At 64.0% G+C, this 25,535-nt stretch carries 32 protein-coding genes, 1 tRNA gene and 1 riboswitch; of the genes, 10 read left to right on the top strand and 23 right to left on the bottom strand.

Features of this window, described 5'->3' with window-relative positions; translation table 11 throughout:
• The first annotated feature begins 111 nt into the window (after positions 1–111).
• Positions 112–567, top strand: a complete 456-nt coding sequence (locus tag ATF69_RS20105; protein WP_146872061.1) for a YXWGXW repeat-containing protein — start codon at positions 112–114, stop codon at positions 565–567.
• A gap of 66 nt (positions 568–633) precedes the next feature.
• Here ATF69_RS20105 and ATF69_RS20100 read toward each other — a convergent pair whose 3' ends face one another.
• Entirely contained in the window at positions 634–1,416 is a 783-nt protein-coding gene (locus tag ATF69_RS20100; RefSeq protein ID WP_146872060.1) for a 2-keto-4-pentenoate hydratase, read from the bottom strand.
• Positions 1,417–1,644: 228 nt separating this feature from the next.
• Positions 1,645–1,756: riboswitch (glycine riboswitch) on the top strand.
• A gap of 95 nt (positions 1,757–1,851) precedes the next feature.
• On the opposite strand from ATF69_RS20100, the gene ATF69_RS20095 reads away from it, so the two are divergent.
• Positions 1,852–3,171, top strand: a complete 1,320-nt coding sequence (locus ATF69_RS20095) for a D-amino acid dehydrogenase (RefSeq protein ID WP_146872059.1) — start codon at positions 1,852–1,854, stop codon at positions 3,169–3,171.
• 56 nt (positions 3,172–3,227) lie between these two features.
• On the opposite strand, the gene sorU is transcribed toward ATF69_RS20095, so the two are convergent.
• Positions 3,228–3,566 carry a SorU family sulfite dehydrogenase c-type cytochrome subunit gene (gene sorU / locus ATF69_RS20090; RefSeq protein WP_056065430.1) on the bottom strand — a complete coding sequence of 113 codons (339 nt, stop codon included), beginning with the start codon at positions 3,564–3,566 and terminating at the stop codon, positions 3,228–3,230.
• Between the two features lies 1 nt (position 3,567).
• Positions 3,568–4,782 (bottom strand): SorT family sulfite dehydrogenase catalytic subunit, encoded by a 1,215-nt coding sequence (gene sorT / locus ATF69_RS20085; RefSeq protein ID WP_146872058.1) that lies wholly within the window; start codon positions 4,780–4,782, stop codon positions 3,568–3,570.
• 221 nt (positions 4,783–5,003) lie between these two features.
• Between sorT and ATF69_RS20080 the strand changes: the two genes are divergently transcribed.
• Positions 5,004–6,179 carry a rhodanese-like domain-containing protein gene (locus ATF69_RS20080; RefSeq protein ID WP_146872057.1) on the top strand — a complete coding sequence of 392 codons (1,176 nt, stop codon included), beginning with the start codon at positions 5,004–5,006 and terminating at the stop codon, positions 6,177–6,179.
• Between the two features lie 80 nt (positions 6,180–6,259).
• Positions 6,260–7,585 (top strand): hemolysin family protein, encoded by a 1,326-nt coding sequence (locus ATF69_RS20075; RefSeq protein ID WP_056065422.1) that lies wholly within the window; start codon positions 6,260–6,262, stop codon positions 7,583–7,585.
• A 53-nt stretch (positions 7,586–7,638) separates the two neighbouring features.
• Here the strand turns inward: ATF69_RS20075 and ATF69_RS20070 are convergent, their stop codons facing one another.
• From ATF69_RS20070 to ATF69_RS20045, 6 genes are all read right to left on the bottom strand, one after another.
• Positions 7,639–8,973 (bottom strand): FIST signal transduction protein, encoded by a 1,335-nt coding sequence (locus tag ATF69_RS20070; protein WP_146872056.1) that lies wholly within the window; start codon positions 8,971–8,973, stop codon positions 7,639–7,641.
• A gap of 78 nt (positions 8,974–9,051) precedes the next feature.
• Complete coding sequence (locus ATF69_RS20065) at positions 9,052–9,921, bottom strand: PhaM family polyhydroxyalkanoate granule multifunctional regulatory protein (RefSeq protein ID WP_099729104.1); 870 nt, start codon at positions 9,919–9,921, stop codon at positions 9,052–9,054.
• Between the two features lie 105 nt (positions 9,922–10,026).
• On the bottom strand, positions 10,027–10,512 hold the full coding sequence (locus ATF69_RS20060) for a copper chaperone PCu(A)C (RefSeq protein ID WP_099729103.1): 486 nt from the start codon (positions 10,510–10,512) through the stop codon (positions 10,027–10,029).
• A gap of 63 nt (positions 10,513–10,575) precedes the next feature.
• A complete protein-coding gene (locus ATF69_RS20055) occupies positions 10,576–11,136 on the bottom strand; it encodes a YcnI family copper-binding membrane protein (protein WP_208758751.1) in 561 nt (186 codons plus the stop codon).
• Between the two features lie 14 nt (positions 11,137–11,150).
• A complete protein-coding gene (locus ATF69_RS20050; protein WP_146872055.1) occupies positions 11,151–13,529 on the bottom strand; it encodes a TonB-dependent receptor in 2,379 nt (792 codons plus the stop codon).
• Positions 13,530–13,609: 80 nt separating this feature from the next.
• Positions 13,610–13,981: a DUF2946 family protein gene (locus ATF69_RS20045; protein ID WP_208758750.1), complete on the bottom strand. Its 372-nt coding sequence runs from the start codon at positions 13,979–13,981 to the stop codon at positions 13,610–13,612.
• A gap of 122 nt (positions 13,982–14,103) precedes the next feature.
• Between ATF69_RS20045 and ATF69_RS20040 the strand changes: the two genes are divergently transcribed.
• The 5 genes from ATF69_RS20040 to ATF69_RS20020 all read left to right on the top strand — a co-directional run bounded on the left by ATF69_RS20040 (position 14,104) and on the right by ATF69_RS20020 (position 16,740).
• Entirely contained in the window at positions 14,104–14,751 is a 648-nt protein-coding gene (locus ATF69_RS20040) for a glutathione S-transferase (protein ID WP_146872054.1), read from the top strand.
• Between the two features lie 123 nt (positions 14,752–14,874).
• On the top strand, positions 14,875–15,246 hold the full coding sequence (locus ATF69_RS20035; protein WP_099729099.1) for a TraR/DksA family transcriptional regulator: 372 nt from the start codon (positions 14,875–14,877) through the stop codon (positions 15,244–15,246).
• 64 nt (positions 15,247–15,310) lie between these two features.
• Positions 15,311–15,685 (top strand): hypothetical protein, encoded by a 375-nt coding sequence (locus tag ATF69_RS20030; RefSeq protein ID WP_099729098.1) that lies wholly within the window; start codon positions 15,311–15,313, stop codon positions 15,683–15,685.
• Between the two features lie 51 nt (positions 15,686–15,736).
• Positions 15,737–16,150 (top strand): VOC family protein, encoded by a 414-nt coding sequence (locus ATF69_RS20025; RefSeq protein ID WP_099729097.1) that lies wholly within the window; start codon positions 15,737–15,739, stop codon positions 16,148–16,150.
• Positions 16,147–16,740, top strand: coding sequence for a MarC family protein (locus ATF69_RS20020; RefSeq protein WP_015016008.1), 594 nt, complete (start codon positions 16,147–16,149; stop codon positions 16,738–16,740). The genes ATF69_RS20025 and ATF69_RS20020 overlap by 4 nt, the downstream gene beginning before the upstream one ends.
• An 83-nt stretch (positions 16,741–16,823) precedes the next feature.
• Here the strand turns inward: ATF69_RS20020 and ATF69_RS20015 are convergent, their stop codons facing one another.
• A complete protein-coding gene (locus ATF69_RS20015; protein WP_056065396.1) occupies positions 16,824–17,372 on the bottom strand; it encodes an Rrf2 family transcriptional regulator in 549 nt (182 codons plus the stop codon).
• Between the two features lie 150 nt (positions 17,373–17,522).
• On the opposite strand from ATF69_RS20015, the gene nhaR reads away from it, so the two are divergent.
• Entirely contained in the window at positions 17,523–18,419 is an 897-nt protein-coding gene (gene nhaR / locus ATF69_RS20010; protein ID WP_099729096.1) for a transcriptional activator NhaR, read from the top strand.
• A 158-nt stretch (positions 18,420–18,577) separates the two neighbouring features.
• Here the strand turns inward: nhaR and ATF69_RS20005 are convergent.
• The 13 genes from ATF69_RS20005 to rplF form a co-directional block, all read right to left on the bottom strand.
• Positions 18,578–18,654 (bottom strand) — tRNA-Met (locus ATF69_RS20005).
• Between the two features lie 22 nt (positions 18,655–18,676).
• Positions 18,677–19,069, bottom strand: a complete 393-nt coding sequence (gene rplQ / locus ATF69_RS20000; protein WP_008906513.1) for a 50S ribosomal protein L17 — start codon at positions 19,067–19,069, stop codon at positions 18,677–18,679.
• A gap of 154 nt (positions 19,070–19,223) precedes the next feature.
• Positions 19,224–20,216 carry a DNA-directed RNA polymerase subunit alpha gene (locus ATF69_RS19995; RefSeq protein WP_005793666.1) on the bottom strand — a complete coding sequence of 331 codons (993 nt, stop codon included), beginning with the start codon at positions 20,214–20,216 and terminating at the stop codon, positions 19,224–19,226.
• A gap of 113 nt (positions 20,217–20,329) precedes the next feature.
• Positions 20,330–20,953, bottom strand: coding sequence for a 30S ribosomal protein S4 (gene rpsD, locus ATF69_RS19990; RefSeq protein ID WP_008906515.1), 624 nt, complete (start codon positions 20,951–20,953; stop codon positions 20,330–20,332).
• A 90-nt stretch (positions 20,954–21,043) separates the two neighbouring features.
• Positions 21,044–21,448, bottom strand: a complete 405-nt coding sequence (rpsK, locus tag ATF69_RS19985) for a 30S ribosomal protein S11 (protein WP_005793662.1) — start codon at positions 21,446–21,448, stop codon at positions 21,044–21,046.
• 16 nt (positions 21,449–21,464) lie between these two features.
• Positions 21,465–21,830, bottom strand: coding sequence for a 30S ribosomal protein S13 (gene rpsM / locus ATF69_RS19980; protein WP_008906516.1), 366 nt, complete (start codon positions 21,828–21,830; stop codon positions 21,465–21,467).
• 23 nt (positions 21,831–21,853) lie between these two features.
• Positions 21,854–21,967 carry a 50S ribosomal protein L36 gene (gene rpmJ / locus ATF69_RS19975; protein WP_005793651.1) on the bottom strand — a complete coding sequence of 38 codons (114 nt, stop codon included), beginning with the start codon at positions 21,965–21,967 and terminating at the stop codon, positions 21,854–21,856.
• A gap of 137 nt (positions 21,968–22,104) precedes the next feature.
• Positions 22,105–23,424: a preprotein translocase subunit SecY gene (secY, locus tag ATF69_RS19970; RefSeq protein ID WP_056065391.1), complete on the bottom strand. Its 1,320-nt coding sequence runs from the start codon at positions 23,422–23,424 to the stop codon at positions 22,105–22,107.
• A 24-nt stretch (positions 23,425–23,448) separates the two neighbouring features.
• Entirely contained in the window at positions 23,449–23,880 is a 432-nt protein-coding gene (gene rplO / locus ATF69_RS19965) for a 50S ribosomal protein L15 (RefSeq protein ID WP_056065387.1), read from the bottom strand.
• A 10-nt stretch (positions 23,881–23,890) separates the two neighbouring features.
• Positions 23,891–24,073, bottom strand: a complete 183-nt coding sequence (gene rpmD / locus ATF69_RS19960; RefSeq protein WP_005793644.1) for a 50S ribosomal protein L30 — start codon at positions 24,071–24,073, stop codon at positions 23,891–23,893.
• 14 nt (positions 24,074–24,087) lie between these two features.
• The gene (rpsE, locus tag ATF69_RS19955; protein WP_146872053.1) at positions 24,088–24,606 is read right to left on the bottom strand and encodes a 30S ribosomal protein S5; all 519 of its coding nucleotides are present in this window, start codon (positions 24,604–24,606) and stop codon (positions 24,088–24,090) included.
• A gap of 17 nt (positions 24,607–24,623) precedes the next feature.
• Positions 24,624–24,989, bottom strand: coding sequence for a 50S ribosomal protein L18 (gene rplR, locus ATF69_RS19950; protein WP_005793639.1), 366 nt, complete (start codon positions 24,987–24,989; stop codon positions 24,624–24,626).
• A gap of 11 nt (positions 24,990–25,000) precedes the next feature.
• Positions 25,001–25,534, bottom strand: coding sequence for a 50S ribosomal protein L6 (gene rplF, locus ATF69_RS19945; RefSeq protein ID WP_056065384.1), 534 nt, complete (start codon positions 25,532–25,534; stop codon positions 25,001–25,003).
• Position 25,535: the final 1 nt, after the last annotated feature.

The raw sequence follows: 25,535 nt of genomic DNA, 5'->3' as shown, positions 1-25,535 counted from the left end.
GCGCCCCCTGCGCCTACGCCAGGGGCGGCCTCGCGCCTACAGCGCGGTGCAAGGTACCCGTGCACCATCGATACACCCGGTTCCGCATCGAACCACCCACAGGAGACACTCATGGCCCGCCACCCGCTCACCGCAGCATCCCTCGCGCTTATGGCGTTTTTGGCCTTCGCTCCTGCGCAGGCCGCCACCCAGGGCACCGTCATCATTCAGTCCGGCCAACCCGAGCGCGGCTACCAGACTGCGCCCACCTACCAGGTGATTCCTGCGCCCCCACCTCCGCGCAATGAAGCGATGCCCCGCCCTCGCCGAGGCCAGGTATGGGAAGAAGGCCACTGGGAATGGCGTGGCAACCGCCACCACTGGGTGCGCGGCCACTGGGTGCAGGCGCGCAACGGCTACCAATATCGCCAGCCCCAGTGGATCGAACGCGAAGGCCGGTGGGAGATGCAACGCGGTGGCTGGGACCGCGACGGTGACGGCATCTCCAACCGCAACGACCGGGACCGCGATGGCGACGGTGTGCCCAACCGCCGTGACAGCCAGCAGGACAACCCGCGCCGCAATTGAGGGAGCAGTTCCCGCCGCGACCAGGGCGCTGAGCAGGCCCCGTCCCTGCGGTAGCGGCGGACACTGCTACCGCAGCGCCACCACAGCCTGACCGAGCCCCGGAAAGTCCGCCACCACTTCGGTACCTGGCGCCACCAGTACGGTGCCAGTGCACGACCCCGTGGTGACCCACTGCCCCGTGCGCAGCCCGCCCAGGCTGCGCGCGCCTTCGTTGGCCAGCCACACCAGCAGCCGCAGCGGGTCGCCCGCCGGATTGCCCCAGGTGGCATGCTGCACGGCCACGGCCCCGTTCACCGACAAGGTCACCGCTTGCGCCCGGGGCTGCACGGCAGTGACATCGGTCACCCCAGCCCCCACGATCAGTGCCCCGTGGCAGGCCTGATCGGCCAGACGGCTCCACTCGCCCTGTTGCGCCCAGGCAGCAAAGCGCGTGTCGCACACCTCAATGGCGGCGCGCACCGACACCACCGCCGCCAGCACCTCGGCGGCGCTGTAGGGGGTGGCGCGGGCGGGCAGGTCAGCCCCCAGTTCGTACACCAGCTCCGCCTCCACGCCCATCACGGCAAAACCCGCTGCAGACAGAGCAACCGCCTCACCCGCTGCGGCCGCCCACACCGAATCGCGCGTGAGAGCGGCCCGCGCGGGTTGCGCCTGGGGCGACGCGGCGCCGACCTTCCAGCCTGCGATGTCACCGCGCGCGCGCACCACGGCGTCCTGCACCGCGTAGGCCTCGGCGGCATCGCGTGGGCGAAGCCCTGCGGGAAAGTCCAGCGGGCGGGCGGTGCGCCCCTCCCGGGCCTGGGTGATGACGGCGGCGCTGGCGACAGGGTCCAAAGTGGCGGGGGGCATGGCAAAACTCTCAGTGGGACAAGGGGTCGGCGGATTATCGGCACCTTCACCAGCGGCCCCGCGCCGCTGCATCAGCAACGATTGCGACCCATTAGCAGCCGGAGTCGATCTCGCGCGCAGGCTTGGCCCCTAGAATCGGCCTCGCAGGAGAGCACGGCAGCCACAGGCCGCCGCTGCACCGAAGGCGCAAACTCCCATACACGCTCAGGTCCCGTACTGCACCATTCATCAAAGCCGTCTGGAGAGCCGCCTCGCGCAACGCGAAGCGCACCGAAGGAGCAAGCCGCAGCCCGGGTGGGTGGCGGTGAATCTCTCAGGTACCAAGGACAGGGGGAGCGGCAGCTAGGGCATTCATGCGCCAGCTGCACGCTATTAAATCCATAGCTGCCAGCGCATGTTGTTCTAGCGCCAGAGCCCAGAAAGGCTTTGAAAATCATGCGCGTGATCGTTTTGGGCGCCGGCTTGCTCGGCGTGACTTCGGCTTATTTCCTTTCGCAACTCGGCCACGAGGTGACCGTCATCGACCGCCAGGGTGCGCCCGGTGCCGAGACCAGCTTTGCCAACGGCGGCCAGATCTCGGTGAGCCACGCCGAACCCTGGGCCAACCCCAGCGCGCCGCTCAAGGTGCTGCAGTGGCTGGGCAAAGAAGACGCCCCCCTGCTATTCCGCCTGCGCGCCGACATGCGGCAATGGCTGTGGGGCCTGTCCTTCCTGCGCAACTGCACGCCCGCGCGAACGCGCCACAACATCGAGCAGATCGTGCGCCTGGGCACCTACAGCCGCGACACGCTGCAGCAGCTGCGCGCGGCCACCGGCATCCAATACGACCAGCGCACGCAGGGCATCCTGCACTTCTATACCAACCAAAAAGAATTCGACGGCGCCCTGGCTCCTGCCGAGCAAATGCGCCAACTCGGCTGCGAGCGGCAGGTGATCAGCGCCGACGAGGCCGTGCGCATCGAGCCCGCCCTGGCCCATATCCGCTCGCAGCTGGCCGGAGCCACCTACACGGCCGAGGACGAATCCGGCGACGCCAACCAGTTCACACGCGAGCTGGCCAAGCTGTGTGAAGCGGCGGGCGTGCAGTTCCGCATGGGCCACCACATCACCGCGCTGCGCGAGGCAGGCGGCCGCATCGACCATGTGGAAGTGACCAATGCCGAAGGCCGCTTCGAGCGCGTGCGCGGCGATGCGTTTGTGCTGGCCATGGGCTCGTTCAGCCCGCTGCTGGCGCAGCCGCTGGGCATCCAGCTGCCCATCTACCCGGCCAAGGGCTACTCGGTGACCATGCCGGTCAAGGACGCCAGTAAGGCGCACCAGGTGAGCCTGACGGACGACGAGTTCAAGCTCGTGTTCTCGCGCTACACCAGCGAACGCGGCGGCGACCGTCTGCGCATTGCCGGCACTGCCGAGCTGAACGGCTACGACCGCCACCTGAACCAGGTGCGCTGCGAGGCCATCGTGCGGCGTGTGGAGCAGCTCTTCCCCTGCGCGGGCGACGCGACCCAGGCGCAGTTCTGGAGCGGCCTGCGCCCCGCCACGCCCAGCAACGTGCCGCTGATTGGCAAGACGAAGGTGGGCAACCTGTTCCTCAATACCGGCCACGGCACGCTGGGCTGGACGCATGCCTGCGGCTCGGGCAAGGCGTTGGCCGACATCGTGAGCGGCCGCGTGCCCGAGGTGGACTTTGCGTTCCAGGGCTTGCAGGGGCGCGCAGCCGGGGCGGCGCTGGTGCCGTCGCGCACGGCGGCCTGAAGCAGCGCGCGGTTGCAGCGAGGCAAGGCTGTTGCAACCGCCGCGAGAGGCTGCGCCTACTTGGCGGCGCCTGTGGCGTGTGCCACAAACTGCGCCACGGCCAGCATGTCCTTCTCGCTCATGCGCTCGGCATAGGACGGCATCACGCCGATGCCTGCCTTGAGCGCACGCAGTACACGGCCGGCGTCGGGTTTCAGCTCATCCAGCACCGGGCCTACCTGGCCCTCGGCACCGGCGGCCTGCAGTGTGTGGCACACGGCGCAGGCGGGCTGGATCTTGGTGAACAGTTCCTTGCCCCGCGCCAGTTCGGCAGGGTCGGCGGCCCAGGCCGACGCACAGGCGCCAGCCGACCACACCGCGACGGCAAGGCGGCGCGCTCGGTTCAATCCACCCATGTCAGGCCACGGTCACGGTGACGGCGTGGTCGCGCCAGCTGGCGTTGTTGTAGCCACCCAGATTTTCCTCGCGCTGCTCGGCCTGCACATTGCCCGCCGTGTCGGTGGCGCGGCTGGCCAGCACATGGGTGCCCGCCTCCAGGCGCACGGGCAGCGCAAACTGCCGCCAGGCAAAGGGGCCCAGGTCGGGGCCGATGAGCTTGGCCGCCAACCAGGTCTTGCCACCATCGGCCGACACCTCCACACCCTTGATGCCGCGTGTGCCGCCAAAGGCCACGCCATGCACCTGCACCTGCCCGGGCTTGAGCACGCCCTTTTCAGGCAGCGGGCCGTTGATCCAGGACTTCACGCCCATCTCCCACACCGAAGGCTGGTCGGGGCTGGCCTTGCTGCCGGGCGGCGACATGCGGTAGCCGTGCGACATGATGCGCGCCTGCGACTGTGCGCTGGTAAACGCCACACGCTTGACGTACTTGATGTTGTTCACGCCCTGGTAGCCCGGCACCACCAGCCGCAGCGGGCCGCCATGCGCCAGCGACAGCGGCTCGCCGTTCATCTCCCAGGCCAGCAGGGCGTCGTCCATCGCCTTCACGGGCACCGAGCGCTCCACCAGTACCGACAGCGGGTCCACACCTTCGGGCAGCTTCTCGCCCCCCGTGCCGGTCAGGTAGGCGGCACCATCGGCCAGCCCGCCCAGGGCGGCCACCACGTTGCGCAGCGGCACACCGCTCCAGACCACACAACCGGCAGCGCCCACCGACCAGGGGGTGCCGCTGGGTTTGCTGGGGAAAAAGCCCCGGCCATTGCCCGAGCATTGCAGCACGGTGGCCACGGTCTCCACGCCCAGCGTCTTGAGCTCCGCCAAGGTGAGGCTGCGCGGGCTCTTGACCCCTTCGACGGACACCGTCCACGCGTCGCGGTTGTCCAGGATGGCCGCGTCAGGCGCAGGCAGGTTGTTGCGCACGTACAGCTGGTTGGACGGCGTGATGACGCTGGTGCCGAACGCGGAGCGGCGCGTCTCCAGCGTGCTGCTGCTGTGCACGATCAACGCATCCGGCGACTTCCACCCCGCATAGGCGGGCAGCGGCTTGGCCGCAGAGGCTGCGGCCTGCTGGGCCCGCGCACTGCCCGTCCATCCGGCCAGGCCCAGCGCGCTCAGGGCAGCAGCACTTCCGGCCAACATGTGGCGGCGCGGCAGGGTCATCGAATCTTTCATGGAAACGTCTCCAAATAGTGGGGTGGACAAAACCTTGTAGCCCCTCGCCATTGAGCGGGGACGGGGGATCGGGTCAGCCCGCATTCTGTGCGGCAGCTCCTCCTGCCGCACGCACGGCGTCGTTAGCAGAAGTAACAAGAACAAAAGATCGGAAACATTCGTACGCAGGTGCGGGGGGCGTGGGCATATTCGCGCTTTGTTTTGGGGAGAGGAGCAGCGCAATGAACACCACCAGAAAACCGACCCGAGGCCCGCTGGGACTGCTACTTGTCCTATGGCTGGGATGCAGCGCAGCACAGGCCCAGCTGACGGCCATCGTGGCCGTGGAACCCACCGCCCGCAAGGCGGCGCATTCCATCCTGCGCACCGCTGCCGAATCAGGCCTGTCGAAAGCCGCGGGCCAGTCGGTGGCACTGACGACCAGCGACGATATGGCCGACGTGATGCGCGCCACCCGCAGCGCGGGCTATGACATCTTCATTGGCCCTGCGCAGGTCGCGGCGTCTGCGTTGCAACGCGGCTACGAACTGGTGGGCGCAACGCAAAAATCAGACAGATACCTGCTGGTCGGGCTGCAGCAGTTGGCGGCAGTGCCTGCGATGAAGGGCCGCAGGCTCTACCTGCCCCAGCAGGACTCGGTCTATACCTACATGGCGCGCGGCATGCTGAACGAGGCAGGACTGTCGTTCCAGGACCTGCGCGCCGTGCAGTACGAAAAATTTCCCCAGGCGGGCCTCACCGCCCTGACCTTGGGCACGGCAGACGCCACCGTGGTGCGCGAGGACGACTGGGCCGAATGGTCTGCGGCGCACCCCGGCATCGCGCGGGTGCTGGCCACGTCGCAGCCCGTTCCGGGCGGGTTCTCCATCGTGGTGAAAAATGACCTGCCGGCGGATGCGCGCAACAAACTGGCCCAGTGGTTCAGCACATCGTCCTCCGCCAGCGGCCTGCCGCCAATCTCCGTGCGCCCGGAGGCGGTGGAATACCGCCGCGTGGCCGAGCTGGGGCTGTTCACGCCCACCAGCCTGCCTGGGGTCAACCGTATCACCGCGCGCGAGGCCCAGACCCTGCTGGCGCAGGGCGCCACGCTGGTGGACACCCGCACCGAAAAGGAATTCAAGACCAAGCGCATCCGCGGGGCCGTGTTCGCTGCGTATGTGGAAAAGAGCCTCAAGGACGTGGCCTTCAATGCCGCGCAGGATGACTTCCAGGCGCTGGACAAGCTCCAAGGGCTGGACAGAGCCAAGCCGGTGATTTTTGCGTGCAATGGCGCCGAATGCTGGAAGTCCTACAAGGCCGCCAAGGTAGCCTCCGCCAAGGGCTTCCAGTCGGTGTACTGGCTGCGCGGCGGGTTGCCCGAATGGGACGAAACCGGCCTGCCAACCGAAGGTGGCTAGGAGCCTGCGCAAGGCCTCTGGCCCCTGTCCTTACAATTGGTCGCTTCTCAACTCCCAAGGGCGCGCAAGGCGCCCTTTGTATGGAAATAGCAATACTGTTCGCCCTCATCTGTCTCAACGGCCTGTTTGCCATGTCAGAGATCGCTCTGGTCACGGCCCGCAAAGTCCGGTTGCAAAAGCTGATTGATGAGGGCGATAGCGGTGCCGCCGCGGCCGTGAAGCTGGGCGAAGACCCCACCCGCTTCCTCTCCACCATCCAGATCGGCATCACGTCGATCGGCGTGCTCAACGGTATCGTGGGCGAAGCCGCGCTGGCCGCGCCGCTGGCCTCGTGGCTGGAGCGCCTGGGGGTGCCACTGCCCTACGGCGGCTACGCGGCCACGGGTCTGGTGGTGGTGCTGATCACGTACTTCTCCATCGTGGTGGGCGAACTGGTGCCCAAGCGCATCGGCCAGTCGTACCCCGAGACCTTTGCCCGCCTAGTGGCACGGCCCATCAACTTTCTGGCGCTGGCCACCAAGCCGTTTGTGCTGCTGCTGTCCACGTCCACACGCACGCTGCTGCGCCTGTTGGGTGTGAAGGAAACCAGTGGCAGCCCGGTGACCGAAGAAGAGATCCACGCCATGCTGGTCGAAGGCACCACCGCCGGCGTGATCGAGTCGCACGAGCACACCATGGTGCGCAACGTGTTCCGCCTGGACGACCGCCAGATCGGCTCGCTGATGGTGCCGCGCGGGGATGTGGTGTGTCTGGACATCGATGCTCCGTTTGAAGACAACCTCCAGTGCATTGAAGAGTCCGACCATGCGCGCTTCCCGGTGGTGCGCGGCGGCATGGACAACATCCTGGGGGTGATCAACGCGCGCCAGTGGCTGTCCCGCACCCTGCGCGACAAGGCGCGTGGTGGCCTGGCCGACCAGCCGCTGCAAACGGCGCTGTATGTGCCCGAAACCATCACGGGCATGGAGCTGCTGGACAACTTCCGCCTGTCGGACGTGCACATGGCGTTTGTGATCGACGAATACGGCGAGGTGCAGGGCATCGTGACGCTGCAGGACCTCATCGAGGCCATTACCGGCGAGTTCCAGCCGCGCGACCCCGAGACCTCGTGGGCGCTGCAGCGCGAGGACGGCAGCTGGCTGCTAGACGGCCACATCCCCGTGCCCGAGCTGAAGGACCGCCTGAACCTGGACGCCGTGCCCGAGGAAGAGCGCGGCCGCTACCACACACTCAGCGGCATGATCATGCTGCTGACCGGCCGCCTGCCCAAGGTGACCGACACGGTGCAGTGGGAGGACTGGAAGCTGGAAGTGGTGGACATGGATGGCAAGACCATCGACAAGATCCTGGCCACGCGGCTGACGCCCGAGGAAAAAGCCGAGTCCGACGAGAACGGCGCGGGCTGACCGGCGTTGACGATGGCGGGGGCTGCTGCGCCAGCCAGCCCCCCTCGTCTACCTCAGGACGGCAAGGGCTCGCCGTCCACAAACACGGTCAACACGCCGGTGTAGCCGTACAGATGGTGGTGGGCGATCTCGCCGCCCGCAAAAAAGCCGGCCAGTGGCACATCGCCCAGCGCATGGCGCACGATCTGCAGCTCGGCGCTGGGCCCGCCAAAATGCGGCCCGCCCCGGCCCGAGCAGCTCACATAGATCGCGCCGCAAATGCGCCGCCCCGTCTGGGGTTGCGCTCCAGCATGTCCGTCAACGCCCGGCGCAGCGGCCAGTTCCCCTGGCGCGCCGGACGCCACCATGGGCGCGGGCTCCAGTTCCTCTGGCGATAGTTCCTCGCGGATCTCGGCGCAGATGCGCATGAGGTCCGCCCGTGCGGCCGCCACGTTGCGCTGGCAGAACGCCAGGTGCATGCCGGGCTCCACATGGTCGGCCAGGGCCACACCCCGGCGGGAGCCGTCCAACCCCAGGATATGGCGCACGCGCGTGTCGGTGCCAAAATGCCCTTTGCGACGCTGGCCCTGTGGCTGCTCACCCGCACTGACCAGCCCGGCCAGCGTGGCGCGTACCTTGCGCAGGGCAGGCTGCGGGTCGCCACCGTCGAGCGACACCTGCAGCGTATCGAGCAGCACATCCAGCGCAGGCTCGCCATCCAGCGCAAGCACCACGTTCTCCTGCGCGGCCGTGATGGTGTGCAGCGCGCCCACGGGCTGGCAGCCCTGCGTGACGCGCGACACCAGCGACACGCCCGCGCCAAACGCCACGCCCGAGAGCCCCCCGTCAAACACCCCGCTGGCACCGCCCTGCCCGGCCATGTTGCCGTCGCCGCCCACGGCAAACTGCACGCTGGCCGTGCGGCTGGCGCTGAGGCCGCCAAACAGGTAGCCGGTGTCAGTGCGCGCGGCCATCTCGGTCAGCAGTTCGGCCAATTCCGGCGTGTGGCCGTCGGCATGCACCAGCGCTGTGTGGGCCACAAAGCCTGCGCTGGCATGCGGCGCATGGGCGGGCAGCGGCGCCACGCCAGAAAACACGCGGTACTGGTCGGCCGGCACATCGAGCAGCATGACCGACAGCGCGGGCTCGTCAAAGTACTCGGCATTGTTGGCCGATACGCCCACGCCCACGGTACCGCTCCAGTCGGTCACCTCGGGCAGTTCGCTGCTCAGGTAGTCGAGCAGCGCCTGGGCCTCGTTGGCATAGTGGTCGGTGATGTACAGCAGGCCCAGGGTGGGCGCCGACGCGTAGTCAGGCAGCGCCATCTGGGCGCGCAACTGCGCCAGTACCAGCGCAGCGGCCATGCGCCACTGCGGGTGGGTGGCATGGCCGGTGGGGAAGAGTTTCATGGTGATGGTCTCCAGGCCTGGGCGGGGGTGGGGCAGTGCTGCGCCATCTGCGGGCTGCCACACCGGCCCGCTTTGGCGTCAGCCCGCTCGCTTGCGTGCCGCAGGGCTGCGGGTGCTGCCGGCCTTTTTAGCGGCGGGTTTCGTGGTGGTTTTGCGGGCTGCGGGCTTCTTGGCGGCAGCGGCCTTTTTGGCAGTGCCCGCTGATGACGCGGCGGCGCGCTTGGCGCCGCCCTGCATGGTCTGCATGCCCTTGGCGGCAAACTGGCTGGCCATGCCGGTGGCCGTCTTGAGGGCTTCCTTGGCCAGGCCGGTGGCCATGTTCTTGGTGGTGTCGATGGCGGTCTGCTTGGCCGCGTCCTTCATGGCGTTGGTGGCAATCTGCTGGAACTGGCTCGTGAGCGCGCCCCACCACTGCATCGGGTCCACCACGGCAGGCTCGGCGGCCGCCGCTGTCTTGCCCTTGGCTTTGCCTTTGGCGGGTTGAGGGGCGGGCTCGGTGTCAGCGGGCTCCTCCTCGGACTCGTCGGCAGCGCTGGCGCGGCCGGTCACGCGGGCGGCAGCACCCGCCACGGCCTCGGCGGCGCCGGTCACCGTGTCAGCGGCTTTTTGCACGCCGCTCATCACCGTGTCGGCGGTCTTGAGCTTGAAGGCGTTGGCCACGTCGCCCATGCTGAAGTTCATGCCCTTGAGCGTGGCCAGGGTCATCTTCTGCACCTCCAGCGCCTGGATGGTGGCGGCCAGCGCGCGCGAGTTCTGCTCCAGCCAGAACTGCACGGCCTTGAGCTCGTCGATGCGCTTTTCCAGCTCTTCGACGCTGATGGTGGGCGCCACCCAATTGCTGAGGTTGGGCAACTGCGGAATGCTGCTGGACGCCCCCTTGGCAAGGCTTTGCAAAAAGTCAAAACCGGGGACGAATTTGCCGAAACCGAAGTTGGATGTGTCGCTCATGGCCGCTCCGCAAGAGGTGGGTCGTGAGAACCTGCTGAAGGTTCTGAGGAGTCACAGCTTACTCCAATGCGTTGCGCCCGCGAAGGCGCTGCGGCGGCTGTCACCTCAGTGTTTATGCCCATCCATCATGCTGCCCGCCGTGGCGCCACCGGGTGCAGCGGTGCCCACCGGCACCGTGAGGTTGAGCTTGCTTTCCACGCCCTTGGCGTCCTGGAACACCAGGGTGATGGGCACCGCGCTGTCCTTGGCCAGGGGTGCCTTCAGGTCCAGCAGCATGATGTGGTAGCCCCCGGGCTTGAGTTCCACCGTCTTGCCTGCGGGAAGGTCCAGCGTAGGCACCGCACGCATCTTCATGATGTCGCCTTCCATCTTCATCTCGTGCACCTCGGCAAGGCCGGCAGCGGGCGACTCGGCACGTACCAGGCGAGCACCGTCCTTGGCGGTCAGGCGCATGAATGCGCCCGTGGCCTTCTGGCCCTGCACGCTGGCACGCGCCCAGGCGCCTTCGACCTTGACGGCGGCGGTCTGGGCCCATGCAGGGGCACTCAGCAGTGCGGCAAAGACGGCAGCGGTGTGAAGCAGTTTTTTCATGGTGAATGTCTTTCGGTTTGCGAGAGAAGAAAGGGAAGCGGCAACAGACTCTGGGTCCGACTGTCAATGATTGTGGGCAGCGGCGCCACCGGTGGGCAGAATCTCCAGCGCCGCGGCAGGGGACTTCAGGTCCGACAGCTGCTGGCCTGCCTTGGGCACCTCGGTCCAATCGTTGCGGCCCTCGGTGCAGACCTGGCGCACCGGCCAGTACACGGTGCCCGCCTGCTCCGGCGCCTGGGCCACGAGCACAAACTCGTCGTAGTGAGCGCTCTGCAACATGTCGTCCGGCGTCTTGGCCGTCCAGGTGATGCGCACCACGTCTTCGGTGATGCTGCGGCCGTGGCTGGCGTAGGGCTGGGCCAGCTTGTCGCGCTGCACCTCCAGCGTCCAGCCCGGCTTGGGCATGGGGCGTGCACCGCGCATGCCTGCAGGGATGTCCACCACGACCTGCCGCGTGGGCGACGCGCTGCAGCCGTGGCCGACCTTGAACGCGGCCTTGTAGCTGGCGCCGGCCGGGGCCACCTGGTATTCGAGCACCACATGGGCAGATGCAGTGCCAAACAGGGCGGTAGCGCTAGTCAAACATGCGGCAGCAGCTATCTTTTTCATAGTGTTCAGAGACATGGGATATTGTCCTTTCAGAGGCTTACCTTCAGCTCAGCCATGTAGCTGCGCTGCGGGTAGGGGTGGAAGTTCCAGAACTGGTAGTTGTTGACGTTGTCGATGCCCACGGCGGCGCTGACCGCTTTGGTGATCTGGTAGCGCACGCGCACATCGGTGGTGAAGTAGCGGCTCGCGCCCTGGTAGGCAAAGCCGTTGGGGTCACTGTTGTCGAGCGTGCTGTACTGCTTGCCGCTGTAGCGCGCGCCCAGGGTGTACGACCACTTGTCATCGGGCCGGTAGGTGGCCACCGCAGTGGCGCGCCACTCGGGGATGCGGGGCTGCCATTGGCCGACGCTGGCCGGGAACTTGTCGTTCTTGGTGATCTTGGAATCCGTCCAGGTCAGGCTGCTGCCCAGCTCCAGCCCGCGCACAAAGACGTTGGCCGCCTGGTACGACAGCTCAATGCCCTTGGTGCGGATGGCGTCCACGTTTTGCACGTTGGTCACGTTGGGGCTGACGAGCACGTTGGTCTGCGAGTACAGCGCGTCTTTCGTGCGCTCAAAGAATGCGGTCAGTCGCAGCAAACCGTTGCCGAGGTCCCGCTCGGCCGTCAGCTCGGTGGTCCAGCTCTTTTCGGGCCGCAGATTCGGGTCGTTGTTGATGAGCGTGCCGCTGCCGCTGATGCCGCCCTGGTACAGCTCGGCCACGGTGGGCATACGCACGGCGCGGCCAGTGGAGGCCTTGAGCACCCACACGTCGCTGGCCTGGTAGGCCACGGCAGCCTTGGGCGACACATAGGTCTCGTTGCGCTCGGGGTGGCTGAGCGTGGTGGTGGCGTTGCCGGTCTGGCCATTGCTGGCGCTCCAGCGCTCGGCGCGGGCGCCCAGCACGGCCTTCCACCGTGGCGCGATCTTCCAGGTGTCTTGCGCCCACAGGCCAATGAGCTGCGTGTCGCCGTTGAAGGCCTGGTTGCGGGCGCCGGCATCACCGCTGATCCAGTTCGTCGTAGCGTTTTCGATAGTGCGCAGTTGGTAGCTGTCGCGCTGCAGGCCAAAGTCCACGATGTGCGTGCCCTGCAGCCCATCGGGCCGCCAGGTGCCCTTGGCGGCCAGCGTGTTCCAGCCCGTGCCCTTGCTGTTGACGATGCGCCCTGCACCACCGTTCAGCGCGGCAGGCAGCGCCACGGTGGCCGCGCGCAGGGTGTCGGTCTGGTAGTCGTAGAGGCTGGCGGCCACCTCCCAGTCAAACACGCCCTGCGTGCGGCTCTTGACCGACAGGCCGTGCATGAAATGTGTGAGGTCTTCGTTGGACACATTGAAGTCCGTAGGCGCGAGCGCAAACGAGCGGCCATTGATGTTGACCGTGCCGCTGTAGACGGCATTGCCGTTGGCGTCGCGCAGGTAGCTGGTGGGGCGCCCCTCGGATGCGTTGTGCCACCAGCCGAAGGTGTAGGCGGCGCGCACGGTGGGCGAAAAGTCATAGGCGATCTTGGCCTTGATGTGGTCTTGCTGCGTGTGGTACTGGGTGGCCGTGCCCAGCAAGTACCAGGGCTGGTTGCTGCGGTTGTTGCCCAGCACTGCGCCCGTCACCGGCGTGCCCGCATTGCCCACGGTCCCCGCAGACACGAGGCGCGTGGGGAAGGTGAGCGGCTGGCCTTCGCTGTCGGTCTTGTTGAAGTTCAGGAACCACGACCAGTCGCCATTTCTGTTGCCCACCGAGGCGCTCACCTGCTTGCCCCCATAGGTGCCGTTGGTGCTGTACAGGTCAAAGGGCTGGTGCTGATAGCTGACCTGCCCGTGCGCCTCGAACTTTGTCGGCATGCGCGTGACGTAGTCCACCACCGCACCCACCGAGTTGCCTGCGTAGGCGGCAGAAAACGGGCCGTAGAGCACGTCCACGCGCTCAATTTCTTCCGGCGTGACCAGCATCCAGCGTGGCGCGTTGGTGGGGCCGTTGCCCAGGTAGTTGGAGAGCAAGATGCCATCGGCAAACACCATGGACCGCGCCGGGTTGCCCGTGCCCGAGGCGCGGGTGGACAGCACGGCGTGGTTGTAGTCGCCGATATAGCGCTTGCGCACCAGCAGGCTGGGCAGGTACTTGAGGGCGTCTTCGCTGTCGGTGGCGTTGATCGCATGCTCGATCTGCTCGCGCGTCACGCCCTCGATGGTGGTGGGGATCTGCGTGGGCAGCGAGGTGGGCTGGCCGCCGGTGATGGTGACCACGCCCAGTTCCTTGACCGGGGCATGGCTGGTGGTGCTGGTGCTGGTGCTAGTGCTGGTGCTGGTGCTGGTGCTGGTGCTGGTGCTGGTGCTGTCAGCGGTCTGGGCGAATGCGGATGAAGCCCCGGCGGACGCGATGCCAAGGACGACGGGAAAGGCACTGGCCACGGCCAGCGCCATGCGGCTTTTGCGCATGGAAACTCCTGAAAATCAAACCAAATAGGCCGCAAGCGCAAGTGAATCATGCGCCAGCAGCTATCGAATCAATAGCGATTTCAGGAGAGCGATGGGGGCCCGCGCGGCTGCAGGGGCGCAGCGGTGCGCGCTGCAATGTGCGCGGCAGGGATGGGGCGCAGGGCATGCGCCAGCGGGTGGGCCACAGGCAGCTGGGCCTGCGATGCGGGAGGGGGAGCGCCCACATGCGCGCACAGCGGGCAGTCCAGCGTGTGGCTGGGCAGCTCCTTGGCGCCGTCGTCGGTCTTGACCAACACCTTGATCGCCCCTGAGCCTGAGCAGATCAGCTCCATGGCCTGCGGGTGCACCAGCGGCGACGCCACGGCCACGCCGATCGACAACACAAACCACGCCAGCACACAGCGGGCGAGCCAGCGAAGGCTGCGGATGGTTTGGAGGGACGGCAACGGCATGGAAGCGCCATTGTAGGTGCGCAGTCCGCGCCAGCCAGCGCACGGGTCATCTGCGTGACCGCCCCGCACCAGGTGCGGGCCTAGGATGTGCGCTTGCCCCTACAACACATCGGAGACACACCATGCTCACACTCTGCGGCTTTTCGGCCAGCAACTATTACAACAAGGTCAAGCTTGCGCTGCTCGAAAAGGGCCTGCCGTTCACCGAAGAACTGGCCTGGGTGGGCGAAACCGACCACAGCGCCAGCCCACTGGGCAAGGTGCCCTACCTGCGCACGCCGCAGGGAGCGCTGTGTGAATCGGCGGTGATCGCCGACTACATCGAAGCCGCCTACCCCGATCACCCACTGATCCCGGCCGACCCCTTCCAGGCCGCCAAGGTGCGCGAGCTGATCACCTTTCTGGAGTTGCACCTGGAGCTGGTGGCACGCAACCTGTATCCGCAGGCGTTCTTTGGCGGCACCGTGAGCGACACCGCCAAGGAAAAGGTGGGCGCACAGCTGCAGAAGAACATTGCCGCCTTCGGCCAGTTGGCAAAGTTCAGCCCCTACGTGGGCGGCGACACCTTCACGATGGCCGACTGCGCGGCCGTCGTTCACCTGCCGCTGATCAGCTCCGCCACCAAGATCATCTACGGCAAGGACTACCTGGCCGACCTGCCTGTGCGCGACTACCTCGCCCGCATGGCCGAACGCCCCCATGTGCAGCGCGTGAATGCGGACCGCAAGACCAACACCGCCGAAATGCTGGCGCGCCCGCCCAAGCGCTGAGCCCGCCACGCAGCGGTGTCACCAGGGTGGGAACACCGCGCGCCATCCCTTGACCTTGGTCAACCCAGCGCGCCGCGCACAGGCGCACCATGCAGGTATCCGATCACCCCGAGGAGACCCCGCATGGACAAGACCCAAGCCGCACCTTTCCGCCAGCAGTTATTGGCCCAGCAATCCGAGTTGCTGGCCCAGCTGGCCGCGCAGCGCGGTGGTGTCATCGGCCGCGCCGAAGCCGCCGCCGACCACTTCGGACAACCGGAAGACCCGCGTGCCCAGGTTGCCACCGAACGCGAGCTGGAATTTGCCCTGGACGAACGCGAGACCGCACACCTGGCGGCGGTCGAGGCCGCCCTGGCCCGCATCGAAGCCGGCACCTACGGCGAGTGCACGGGTTGCGGCACCCACATCACCGCCGCCCGCCTGCACGCCACGCCCGAGGCCGCACGCTGTGTGCATTGCCAGGAAGAGGCAGAGCAACACCGGCGGGCGGCATGAGCGAATGCACGCACTCAGGCTGCTCCTTTCCCGTTTTTTGTCACTCCTTCAAGAAAGCCGATTCATGAGCACTTTTCACGCCGTTGTCTGGATGGACCAATCCGAAGCCCATGTGGTGATGTTCGATCGCGAACACGCGGAAGCCCAGCGCATCAAGTCCCGCAGCCACCACAAGCACCAGGGCAAGGCCGACGACCTCGCGCCGTTTTTTGCCGATATCGCCCAGACACTGACCCACACCCGCGAGGTGCTGCTGGCCGGCCCGGGCCTGGTGCGCAACCAGTTCCGCGACTGGGCCGCCAAACACCATGCGGCCGTGGCCGGCGTGGTGGTGGACTCGGTGGCCGCAGACCACCCGACAGACGCCCAGCTGGTGGCCATGGCGCGCCAGTACTTCAAGAAGTTTGACAACATGGCCGCCGATCCGTCGGTCGCCTGACTGGCCTGCAGGCCGCGCCAAGGCGTGGCACTGGCTGCTATCCTCTGTGGGATGCGCAGCCTCTTTCACCTCGCCTTTCACGTCACCGACCTGGATGCCGCCCGGCGCTTTTACGGCGGCGTGCTGGGCTGCCTGGAGGGTCGAAGCACCAACACCTGGGTGGACTTCGACTTCTTCGGCCACCAGATCTCGTTGCATCTGGGCACGCCGTTTGCCAGCGCCCGCACCGGGCGCGTGGGAGACCATCTGGTGCCCATGCCGCACTTCGGCGCCATCCTGGAGTTGCCCGACTGGCATGCGCTGGCCGCACGGCTGAAGGCCGCCGACACCGCCTTCGTGCTGGAGCCGCAGGTGCGTTTTGAAGGCCAGCCGGGCGAACAGTGGACGATGTTCTTCCACGACCCCAGCGGCAACCCGATCGAGATCAAGGGCTTTCGCTCGCTGGACGCGGTGTACGCAACGTGAGCTACACCTTCGCGTCGGCCACCATCCTGCTCCTGCTGATCACCGATCCGCTGGGCAACATCCCCATCTTTGCCAATGCCCTGCGGGGCGTGGCGCCCGAGCGCCGGGCGCGGGTGATCCTGCGGGAAGTGCTGATTGCGTTTGCACTGCTGCTGGTGTTCCTGTTCTTCGGAGCGGAGTTCCTGCGGGTCATGAATTTGAGCGACTTGTCGCTGCAGATTGCCGGTGCCGTGGTGTTGTTTCTGATCGCACTGCGCATGATCTTTCCGTCGGCGGACGGACCACAGGCGGAGCTACCGGGCGAGCCGCTGATCGTGCCGCTGGCCATCCCCGCGCTGGCAGGCCCTTCGGCGCTGGCCACGGTGATGCTGCTGGTGGCCCAGGCCCCGGAGCGGCGATGGGAATGGGTGGGCGCACTGTGCGTCACCATGGCCGTGTGTGCCGTGGTGTTGCTGCTGGCCGAGCGCATCCAGCGCCTGGTGGGCGAACGCGTGGTGATGGCGTTTGAACGCCTGATGGGCCTGATCCTGGTCGCGATCTCGGTGGAGATGCTGATCCGGGGAATCAAGCAGCTGGCGCACCAGCTGTAGCCCGCGCTAGGAGCCGCTGGCCACGGCCCTCGTGTGTGCGTGGCGCCGTTCACAGCGCCCCGCAGCACCACATGGCGGCCGCTTCAGCGACGCTGCAGGATCGGCATGGTCCCCAGAGCAAACACCGAGTTGGGCACGTTGACCCGCGCCATCAAAGGGCGGGGCTTGGGTGCCAGCGGCAGCTTGGCCCGCGCAGCTGGGGCCTTCTCCTCCACGACCGTGCCCTGCTCCAGCGCCTGGGTGACAAGGTCCTGAAGCGTCACCGACTGCAGGTACTCCATCACCCGGGAGTTGAAGCTGGTCCACAGTTCTCCCGTCATGGATTTGACCTGGGCGGCCTGACTGGGCCCCAGGTTCTGCAGCTCGTCGGTCTTGAGGTTTTCTACCGCTAGGATGATTTCAGCCACCGATACCTGCTCCGCTTGCCGCGCCAGGGTATAGCCGCCACCGGGCCCTCGGGTACTGTCTACCAAGCCGGCGCGGCGCAGTGCGCTGAACAGCTGTTCAAGGTAAGACAGAGAAATCCCCTGCCGTGCGCTGATGGTGGACAAAGGCACGGGCCGCATCTTCTGGCGCAGGGCCAGGTCGGTCATGGCGGACACCGCCAGCTGTCCTCGGGTCGTGATACGCATCGTTGCTACTCCTTGTGAACACAGGCAGCTCCAGGCCGCAGCGCAGATCGCCACGGAAGCTGCCAAACGTCAATGTAGAGAATTTCATACTTCGCGTATATTCGTTTTATTGAGTTTTATTCTTCGATTTATGCGAAGCATTTGGGCAGTATGAACTTCAAGCACCTGCGCTACTTCTGGACGGTTGCCAAGGCTGGCGGTGTGATGCGGGCCGGTGAGCAGCTCAACACCACTCCGCAAACACTGTCCGGCCAGATCAAGCAACTGGAAGAGTGGCTGGGCCACGACCTGTTCCGGAAAAGGGGGCGTGGCCTGGAGCTGACCAGCGAGGGGCGTGTGGCCCTGGGGTATGCCGAACAGATCTTCGCGCTGGGCGACGAGCTGGAAAAATCCATCCGGCTGGCGCGTGGACAAGAGAAGCCGCTGGAGTTCCGCGTGGGGGTGGCCGACTCGATAGCCAAGTCGGTGGCCTACCACCTGCTGGAGCCCGCACTGGGCATGCCGCAGCGCGTGCACATGACCTGCCATGAGGGCAAGTTTCCCGAATTGATTGCGCAGTTGAGCCTGCACCGGCTGGACCTCGTGCTGGCCGACGAGCCTGTTTCCAACAAGATCGGCGTCAAAGCCTTCAACCACCCGCTGGGCACCAGCAGCATGAGTTTTCTGTGCGCCCCCGCCCTGCGTGCACAGTTGGAGGGGCCGTTCCCTCAGTGCCTGCATGGTGCGCCCATGCTCATCCAAGGTCCCATGTCGTCCGTTCGCCAGCAACTCGACCACTGGCTGAACAAGCACCACCTGCAACCCCGTCTCGTCGGCGAGTTTGACGACAGCGCGTTGATGAATGCGTTTGGGCGGGAAGGCAGAGGCATCTTCACATCCCCCTCCGTGCTGGAAGAGGAGACCACTGCTCAGTTTGGCGTGGAGGTTATCGGCCGCTCCTCAGACTTGGTGGAGGAATTCTTTGCGATCTCCATTGAAAGGCGCATTACGCACCCCTGTGTGGTGGCCATCACCAAGGCCGCCAAGGCAGATCTGTTCGCTCACTGAGCCGGTAGGAGCGCGATGGCGCTCTGCGCAGGAGGAACAAGTTGTCATCAACACGCCAACTCGCGCCCTCATGGAGGAGCACAAGCAACGAGTGAGAGCACAAACAAAAACGCCCACTGTGGAGTGGGCGTTTTGTTTTAGCAATGCTTGCTATGTTTTGGTTGCGCGAGAAGGATTTGAACCTCCGACCTTTGGGTTATGAGCCCAACGAGCTACCAGACTGCTCCATCGCGCGGTAAGAAATAAATTATACCCTATTATTCAGCTGCTGCCGAATTATTTTCGGTTTCTGCAGCACGATCGACCAATTCGACCAGGGCCATAGGCGCATTGTCGCCCACGCGGAAGCCCATCTTCAGAATGCGGGTGTAACCGCCAGGACGCACCTTGAAACGCGGGCCCAGGTCGTTGAACAGCTTGGTCACGCTGTCACGGTCACGCAGACGGTTGAATGCCAGGCGGCGGTTGGCGACAGAATCCTCCTTGGCCAAGGTGATCATGGGCTCGATCACGCGGCGCAGTTCCTTGGCCTTGGGGACGGTGGTCTTGATGACTTCGTGCTCGATGAGCGAGTTCATCATGTTCTGCAGCATCGCGAGGCGGTGCGAGCTGGTGCGGTTGAGTTTGCGAAGGCCGTGTCCGTGGCGCATGGTGCTTTCTTTCTACTGTCTATGTAATTAAATCAGGCAGCCGTATCAGGTACTGTCCGAGGCACTGTTCCCCGGAGGGAACGAAAAGTCCCCCTTGCGGGGGACATCAAACCGGGCGCCCAAAATTTGGGCAGCCTTCGATTATAGCTTTGGCTTAACGCTTGTCCAGACCTGCTGGCGGCCAGTTCTCAAGCTTCATGCCCAAGGTGAGGCCACGCGATGCCAGCACTTCCTTGATTTCGTTCAGCGACTTGCGGCCGAGGTTAGGCGTCTTGAGCAGCTCATTCTCGGTGCGCTGAATCAGATCACCGATGTAATAGATGTTCTCGGCCTTCAGGCAGTTTGCAGAACGCACGGTCAGTTCCAGCTCGTCCACAGGACGCAGCAGGATCGGATCGAACGTCGCATTGCCACGTGGGCCTGCGGGTGCGTCGAACGCAGCCAGCTCGCCGCCTTCCAGCTGCGCGAATACCGCCAGCTGTTCCACCAGGATCTTGGCAGATGCCCGCACGGCATCTTCGGCAGTGATCGCGCCGTTGGTCTCGATCTCGACCACCAGCTTGTCCAAGTCGGTACGCTGCTCCACACGGGCGCTTTCCACGGTGTAGCTCACACGCTTCACGGGGGAGAACGACGCGTCCAGCACGATGCGGCCAATCGACTTGGTCGATTCGTCGGCATAGCGGCGCAGATTGCCGGGCACATAGCCGCGACCCTTCTCTACCTTGATCTGCATGTCCAGCTTCCCGCCAGCAGACAGGTTGGCGATCACGTGATCAGGGTTGACGATTTCCACGTCGTGAGGGGTCTGTATGTCACGGGCAGTGACCACACCTTCGCCATCTTTGCGCAGGCTCAACGTCACTTCATCACGGTTATGGAGCTTGAACACCACACCCTTGAGGTTCAGCAGGATATTGACCACATCCTCTTGAACACCGTCAATAGACGAATACTCGTGCAGAACGCCTGCAATGGTGACTTCCGTCGCTGCGTAACCCACCATGGACGAGAGCAGGACGCGCCGAATGGCGTTGCCCAGCGTGTGGCCGTACCCACGCTCGAACGGCTCCAGTGCGACCTTGGCACGGTTGTGGCCAAGCTGCTCGACATTGATCGCCTTGGGTTTCAGCAAATTGGTTTGCATTCAGACTTCCTCTCAATACCCCCAGCTCGTTACACCGGTAAGGCTGGTGAAGCGCCTAAACCGCGATGCCTCGCGGTTCAGGGACGGTTTTCTTGAATTACGTACTCGACCGATTAGCGCGAGTACAACTCAACGATCAGCGATTCGTTGATGTCGGCGCCAAACTCATCACGGTCTGGCACCTTCTTGAAGATGCCTTCTGCCTTCTCGGCATTCACTTCCACCCATGCGGGCATGCCCACTTGAGCTGCCAGTTGCAGGGCTTCCACCACGCGATTTTGCTTCTTGGACTTTTCACGCACAGCCACCACGTCACCCGTCTTCACGAGGTACGAAGCAATGTTCACGGACTTGCCGTTCACGGTGATCGCCTTGTGCGACACCAGCTGGCGCGCTTCAGCGCGAGTGGAGCCGAAACCCATGCGGTACACGACGTTGTCGAGACGGGATTCCAACAGGAACAGCAGATTGGCGCCAGTGTTGCCCTTCTTGCCTTCGGCGGCTTCGAAGTAACGGCGGAATTGCTTTTCCAGCACGCCGTACATGCGCTTGACCTTCTGCTTTTCACGCAGTTGCAGACCGTAGTCAGAGGTGCGGGCACCCGAGGTGCGGCCGTGCTGACCAGGCTTGGAGTCGAACTTGGACTTGTCAGCGATCGAGCGGCGTGCGCTCTTCAGGAACAGGTCAGTGCCTTCACGGCGGGAGAGTTTGGCCTTGGGGCCGAGGTAACGTGCCACTTGAGCTTCCTTTGTGTCATCTACCGCAAACCATTGCGGGAGCCGCCTGAGGCGCTTGCGCGTTCACAGGCGGCGGTGGGCTTAGAGAGATTAGATACGACGGCGCTTTTGAGGGCGGCAGCCGTTGTGTGGCACCGGTGTCACATCGGAGATCGATGTGATACGGATGCCCAGTGCGCCCAATGCGCGCACCGAAGACTCACGACCAGGACCTGGGCCCTTGATTTCAACGTCAAGGTTCTTGATACCTTGATCGATGGCAGCGCGACCGGCCACTTCCGAAGCCACCTGGGCTGCGAATGGGGTGGACTTGCGCGAACCCTTGAAACCTTGGCCACCGGACGAAGCCCATGACAGGGCGTTGCCCTGACGGTCGGTGATCGTGATGATGGTGTTGTTGAACGAGGCGTGCACGTGTGCAATGCCGTCCGAAACATTCTTCCGGACCTTCTTGCGGACGCGCTGAGCTGCGTTATTGGCAGGAGACTTAGCCATGATGATCTTTCAATCTTTATTTCTTCAGTGCAGCTGCACCCTTGCGCGGACCCTTGCGAGTGCGAGCATTGGTACGGGTGCGCTGACCACGCATTGGCAGACCGCGGCGATGGCGGAAGCCACGATAGCAGCCGATGTCCATCAAACGCTTGATGTTCATCGTGGTTTCGCGGCGCAGGTCACCTTCAATGGTGAACTGCTCGATTTGTTCGCGAATTTTTTCCAGATCGCCGTCCGTCAGATCCTTGATCTTCTTGGAGTAAGCGATACCAGTTGCTTCGCAGATCTTGCGAGCGCGGGTGCGACCAATGCCAAAAATGGCGGTCAAACCGATTTCCGCGTGCTTGTGCGGCGGAATGTTAATGCCAGCGATACGTGCCATATGCGTCCTCTAATACTTTCCAATCAACCTTGGCGCTGCTTGTGACGCAGATCCGTGCAGATCACGCGCACCACACCCTTGCGGCGGATGATCTTGCAGTTGCGGCAGATTTTTTTGACCGAAGCCGAAACTCTCATTGCATTCTCCTAAAACTTTTCCATCCGTCCCGGCTGCTTCGCACGGAACACAATTTGTGCCCGCGAAAAATCGTGGGGCGCCAACTCAACCGATATCCAACTCTTTGCAGGCAGCGCTGGGCGCTGCCCTCGTGATGTCAACCGCCTGCACTGCCTTTGAAGTTCGCCTTCTTGAGCAGCGATTCGTACTGTTGCGACATCATGTAGTTCTGGACCTGGGCCATGAAGTCCATGGTCACCACCACAATGATCAGCAGGGAAGTTCCACCAAAGTAAAACGGTACGTTGTACTTCAGGATCAGAAACTCCGGCAACAGACACACGAAGGTGATGTACACGGCACCGGCCAAGGTCAGGCGAACCAGGATCTTGTCGATGTAACGGGCAGTTTGTTCACCGGGACGAATGCCTGGGATGAACGCGCCACTCTTCTTCAGGTTGTCTGCTGTCTCGCGGCTGTTGAACACCAACGCCGTGTAGAAGAAGCAGAAGAAGATGATCGCAGCGGCATAGAACATCACATAGATCGGCTGACCTGGAGTCAGTGCACCCGAGATGTCCTTGAGCCAACGCATCGATTCACCAGCACTGAACCAGTTCACCACAGTCGCAGGCAGCAAGATGATCGACGACGCGAAGATCGGAGGAATCACACCAGCCATGTTCAGCTTCAAGGGCAAGTGTGACGATTGACCGCCATACACCTTGTTGCCGACTTGTCGCCGCGCATAGTTCACCAGGATCTTGCGCTGACCACGCTCCACAAACACCACGAAGTAAGTCACCAGACCCACCACGATAACAATGAAGATGGCTGCCAGGATGCTCATCGCGCCAGTACGAACCAGCTCCAGAAGACCACCGATCGAACTGGGCAGCCCGGCGGCGATACCACCGAAGATCAGGATCGAAATCCCGTTGCCCAGACCACGCTCGGTGATCTGCTCACCCAACCACATCAGAAACATGGTTCCGGCCGTCAAACTGACCACCGCAGTCAGGCGGAAGCCAAAACCGGGGCTCAGAACCAAGCCAGCAGAGCTTTCGAGAGCCACGGCAATACCCAGAGACTGGAACAGGGCCAGGCCCAGGGTTCCGTAACGGGTGTATTGCGTGATCTTCCTGCGACCAGCTTCGCCTTCCTTCTTCAACTGCTCAAACGCGGGCAGCACGTAGGTCATCAGCTGCATGATGATCGATGCAGAGATGTACGGCATGATCCCCAGTGCGAACACTGTGAAACGCGACAGCGCGCCACCCGAAAACATGTTGAACAGGTTCAGGATGCCGCCCTGCTGGCCACTGAACAGCTGCTGAAGTTGGGCTGGATCGATACCAGGCACAGGGATATGAGCCCCGATGCGGTATACGACCAGCGCCAGCAACAGAAAAACCAGACGACGGCGCAGGTCGCCGAATTTTCCGGTCTTTGCAATTTGAGCCGCGCTAGTAGCCACAGATGCCTTCCTTCAGTGCCACACTCAGGCGACGCTGCCGCCAGCAGCTTCGATGGCTGCCTTGGCACCAGCCGTAGCACCCACGCCAGACAGCTTGACTGCCTTGCTCAGGGAACCGCTCTTGATGACCTTGACCACCTTGGCCAGCTCGCCCACCAGACCAGCTTGCTTCAGTGCCAGCACATCCACTTCGGCCAGACCCAGTTGGTCCAGCGCCGTCAGCGTAACTTCTGCATTGAACTTGAGCAGGTGCGACTTGAAGCCGCGCTTGGGCAAGCGACGTTGCAGCGGCATTTGACCGCCTTCGAAGCCCACCTTGTGGTAGCCACCAGAGCGGGACTTTTGGCCCTTGTGACCACGGCCAGCGGTCTTGCCCAGGCCGGAGCCGATACCACGGCCTACGCGGCGCTTGGCATGCTTGGCGCCGTCTGCGGGCTTGATGCTATTGAGTTCCATGATCTATCTCTCAGACGATTTTGACCAGGTAGCTGATCTTGTTAATCATGCCGCGAACTTCGGGCGAATCCTTCAATTCGCTGACGCTGTTCAGCTTGCGCAGACCCAGGCCACGGACGGTGGCGCGGTGCGATTCCTTGGTGCCGATCGGGCTGCGCACCAGTTGAATCTTGACGGTTTGTTGCGTTGTCATATTCAGGCTCCGGTTCAGGCGAAGATGTCTTCGACTGTCTTGCCGCGCTTGGCTGCAACGTTCGACGGAGTCGTCGAATTGACGAGCGCGTCAAAGGTAGCACGGACCATGTTGTAGGGGTTGGACGAACCATGGCTCTTGGCCACGATGTCGGTCACACCCAGTACTTCAAAGACTGCGCGCATAGGACCGCCAGCGATGATACCGGTACCCTTGGGTGCGGGAGCCATCATCACCACTGCCGCGCCATGGTGGCCGGTCACGTTGTGATGGATGGTGCCGTTCTTCAGGGACACCTTGACCATGTTGCGGCGGGCTTCTTCCATCGCCTTTTGCACAGCAGCGGGCACTTCCTTGGACTTGCCCTTACCCATGCCCACGCGGCCGTCACCATCGCCAACCACAGTCAGTGCGGCGAAACCGAGAATACGGCCACCCTTCACGACTTTGGTCACGCGGTTGACCGCGATCATTTTTTCGCGCAGACCGTCGTCACGACCTTCGTCTTGCACTTTGGGTTGAAATTTAGCCATTTTTTATTCCGCTCCGCTTAGAACTGCAGGCCGGCTTCACGGGCTGCGTCGGCCAAAGCCTTGACGCGACCGTGGTAAGCAAAACCTGCGCGATCAAATGCAACCTTCTCGACACCTGCAGCTTTCGCCTTTTCAGCGATCCGCTTGCCGATGATCTGGGCTGCAGCGGCATTGCCACCCTTGCCCGAACCGCCGAGCGACTTGCGCACGTCGGCTTCTGCCGTCGAAGCGCTTGCCAGCACCTTGCTGCCGTCGCCGGAGATCACACTGGCGTAGATATGGAGGTTCGTACGGTTCACGGTCAGACGCGCCACGCCTTGCTGTGCAATGCGGATGCGGGTCTGGCGCGAACGACGAAGACGCTGCTCTTTCTTGGTCAACATGTTGCAGCTCCTTATTTCTTCTTGGTCTCTTTGATCGTGATCTTTTCGTCCGCGTAGCGGATGCCCTTGCCCTTGTAGGGCTCGGGTGGACGAACAGCACGGATCTCAGCGGCGATCTGACCGACGCGTTGACGATCAGCACCCTTGATCACCACTTCAGTGGGGGTAGGGGTGGCAACCGTGATACCAGCGGGCATCTCGATGTTGACCGGGTGCGAATAGCCGACGGCCAGGTTCAGCTTGGAACCGGCTGCAGCAGCCTTGTAACCCACGCCTACCAAGCTCAGCTTCTTTTCGAAACCCTTGCTGACGCCGACCACCATGTTGTTGACCAACTGGCGAATCGTGCCGCTCATGGCATTGGCTTCGCGGGAATCATTGGCAGGCTCAAAGCTGAGCTTGCCTTCATTGCTGGACACCTTCACCAGCGCGTTTTGCGCCAGCGACAGGGTGCCGCCAGAACCCTTCACGGAGATCTGGTCACTCTTCACGGACACATCCACACCTGCGGGGATGGTCACGGGCATTTTTCCTACTCGGGACATT

This window comes from Acidovorax delafieldii (assembly GCF_007993815.1).
Taxonomy (GTDB): Bacteria; Pseudomonadota; Gammaproteobacteria; order Burkholderiales; family Burkholderiaceae_C; genus Acidovorax; species Acidovorax delafieldii.
The sequence above is the reverse complement of the archived record's forward strand: the minus strand, read 5'-3'. Positions and strand labels throughout refer to the sequence as shown.

Coding starts and splice junctions, on each gene's coding strand:
- ATF69_RS20105 (WP_146872061.1), top strand. CDS start 112: ATGGCCCGCCACCCGCTCACCGCAGCATCCCTCGCGCTTATGGCGTTT.
- ATF69_RS20100 (WP_146872060.1), bottom strand. CDS start 1,416: ATGCCCCCCGCCACTTTGGACCCTGTCGCCAGCGCCGCCGTCATCACC.
- ATF69_RS20095 (WP_146872059.1), top strand. CDS start 1,852: ATGCGCGTGATCGTTTTGGGCGCCGGCTTGCTCGGCGTGACTTCGGCT.
- sorU (WP_056065430.1), bottom strand. CDS start 3,566: ATGGGTGGATTGAACCGAGCGCGCCGCCTTGCCGTCGCGGTGTGGTCG.
- sorT (WP_146872058.1), bottom strand. CDS start 4,782: ATGAAAGATTCGATGACCCTGCCGCGCCGCCACATGTTGGCCGGAAGT.
- ATF69_RS20080 (WP_146872057.1), top strand. CDS start 5,004: ATGAACACCACCAGAAAACCGACCCGAGGCCCGCTGGGACTGCTACTT.
- ATF69_RS20075 (WP_056065422.1), top strand. CDS start 6,260: ATGGAAATAGCAATACTGTTCGCCCTCATCTGTCTCAACGGCCTGTTT.
- ATF69_RS20070 (WP_146872056.1), bottom strand. CDS start 8,973: ATGAAACTCTTCCCCACCGGCCATGCCACCCACCCGCAGTGGCGCATG.
- ATF69_RS20065 (WP_099729104.1), bottom strand. CDS start 9,921: ATGAGCGACACATCCAACTTCGGTTTCGGCAAATTCGTCCCCGGTTTT.
- ATF69_RS20060 (WP_099729103.1), bottom strand. CDS start 10,512: ATGAAAAAACTGCTTCACACCGCTGCCGTCTTTGCCGCACTGCTGAGT.
- ATF69_RS20055 (WP_208758751.1), bottom strand. CDS start 11,136: ATGTCTCTGAACACTATGAAAAAGATAGCTGCTGCCGCATGTTTGACT.
- ATF69_RS20050 (WP_146872055.1), bottom strand. CDS start 13,529: ATGCGCAAAAGCCGCATGGCGCTGGCCGTGGCCAGTGCCTTTCCCGTC.
- ATF69_RS20045 (WP_208758750.1), bottom strand. CDS start 13,981: ATGCCGTTGCCGTCCCTCCAAACCATCCGCAGCCTTCGCTGGCTCGCC.
- ATF69_RS20040 (WP_146872054.1), top strand. CDS start 14,104: ATGCTCACACTCTGCGGCTTTTCGGCCAGCAACTATTACAACAAGGTC.
- ATF69_RS20035 (WP_099729099.1), top strand. CDS start 14,875: ATGGACAAGACCCAAGCCGCACCTTTCCGCCAGCAGTTATTGGCCCAG.
- ATF69_RS20030 (WP_099729098.1), top strand. CDS start 15,311: ATGAGCACTTTTCACGCCGTTGTCTGGATGGACCAATCCGAAGCCCAT.
- ATF69_RS20025 (WP_099729097.1), top strand. CDS start 15,737: ATGCGCAGCCTCTTTCACCTCGCCTTTCACGTCACCGACCTGGATGCC.
- ATF69_RS20015 (WP_056065396.1), bottom strand. CDS start 17,372: ATGCGTATCACGACCCGAGGACAGCTGGCGGTGTCCGCCATGACCGAC.
- nhaR (WP_099729096.1), top strand. CDS start 17,523: ATGAACTTCAAGCACCTGCGCTACTTCTGGACGGTTGCCAAGGCTGGC.
- rplQ (WP_008906513.1), bottom strand. CDS start 19,069: ATGCGCCACGGACACGGCCTTCGCAAACTCAACCGCACCAGCTCGCAC.
- ATF69_RS19995 (WP_005793666.1), bottom strand. CDS start 20,216: ATGCAAACCAATTTGCTGAAACCCAAGGCGATCAATGTCGAGCAGCTT.
- rpsK (WP_005793662.1), bottom strand. CDS start 21,448: ATGGCTAAGTCTCCTGCCAATAACGCAGCTCAGCGCGTCCGCAAGAAG.
- rpsM (WP_008906516.1), bottom strand. CDS start 21,830: ATGGCACGTATCGCTGGCATTAACATTCCGCCGCACAAGCACGCGGAA.
- rpmJ (WP_005793651.1), bottom strand. CDS start 21,967: ATGAGAGTTTCGGCTTCGGTCAAAAAAATCTGCCGCAACTGCAAGATC.
- rplO (WP_056065387.1), bottom strand. CDS start 23,880: ATGGAACTCAATAGCATCAAGCCCGCAGACGGCGCCAAGCATGCCAAG.
- rpmD (WP_005793644.1), bottom strand. CDS start 24,073: ATGACAACGCAACAAACCGTCAAGATTCAACTGGTGCGCAGCCCGATC.
- rpsE (WP_146872053.1), bottom strand. CDS start 24,606: ATGGCTAAATTTCAACCCAAAGTGCAAGACGAAGGTCGTGACGACGGT.
- rplR (WP_005793639.1), bottom strand. CDS start 24,989: ATGTTGACCAAGAAAGAGCAGCGTCTTCGTCGTTCGCGCCAGACCCGC.
- rplF (WP_056065384.1), bottom strand. CDS start 25,534: ATGTCCCGAGTAGGAAAAATGCCCGTGACCATCCCCGCAGGTGTGGAT.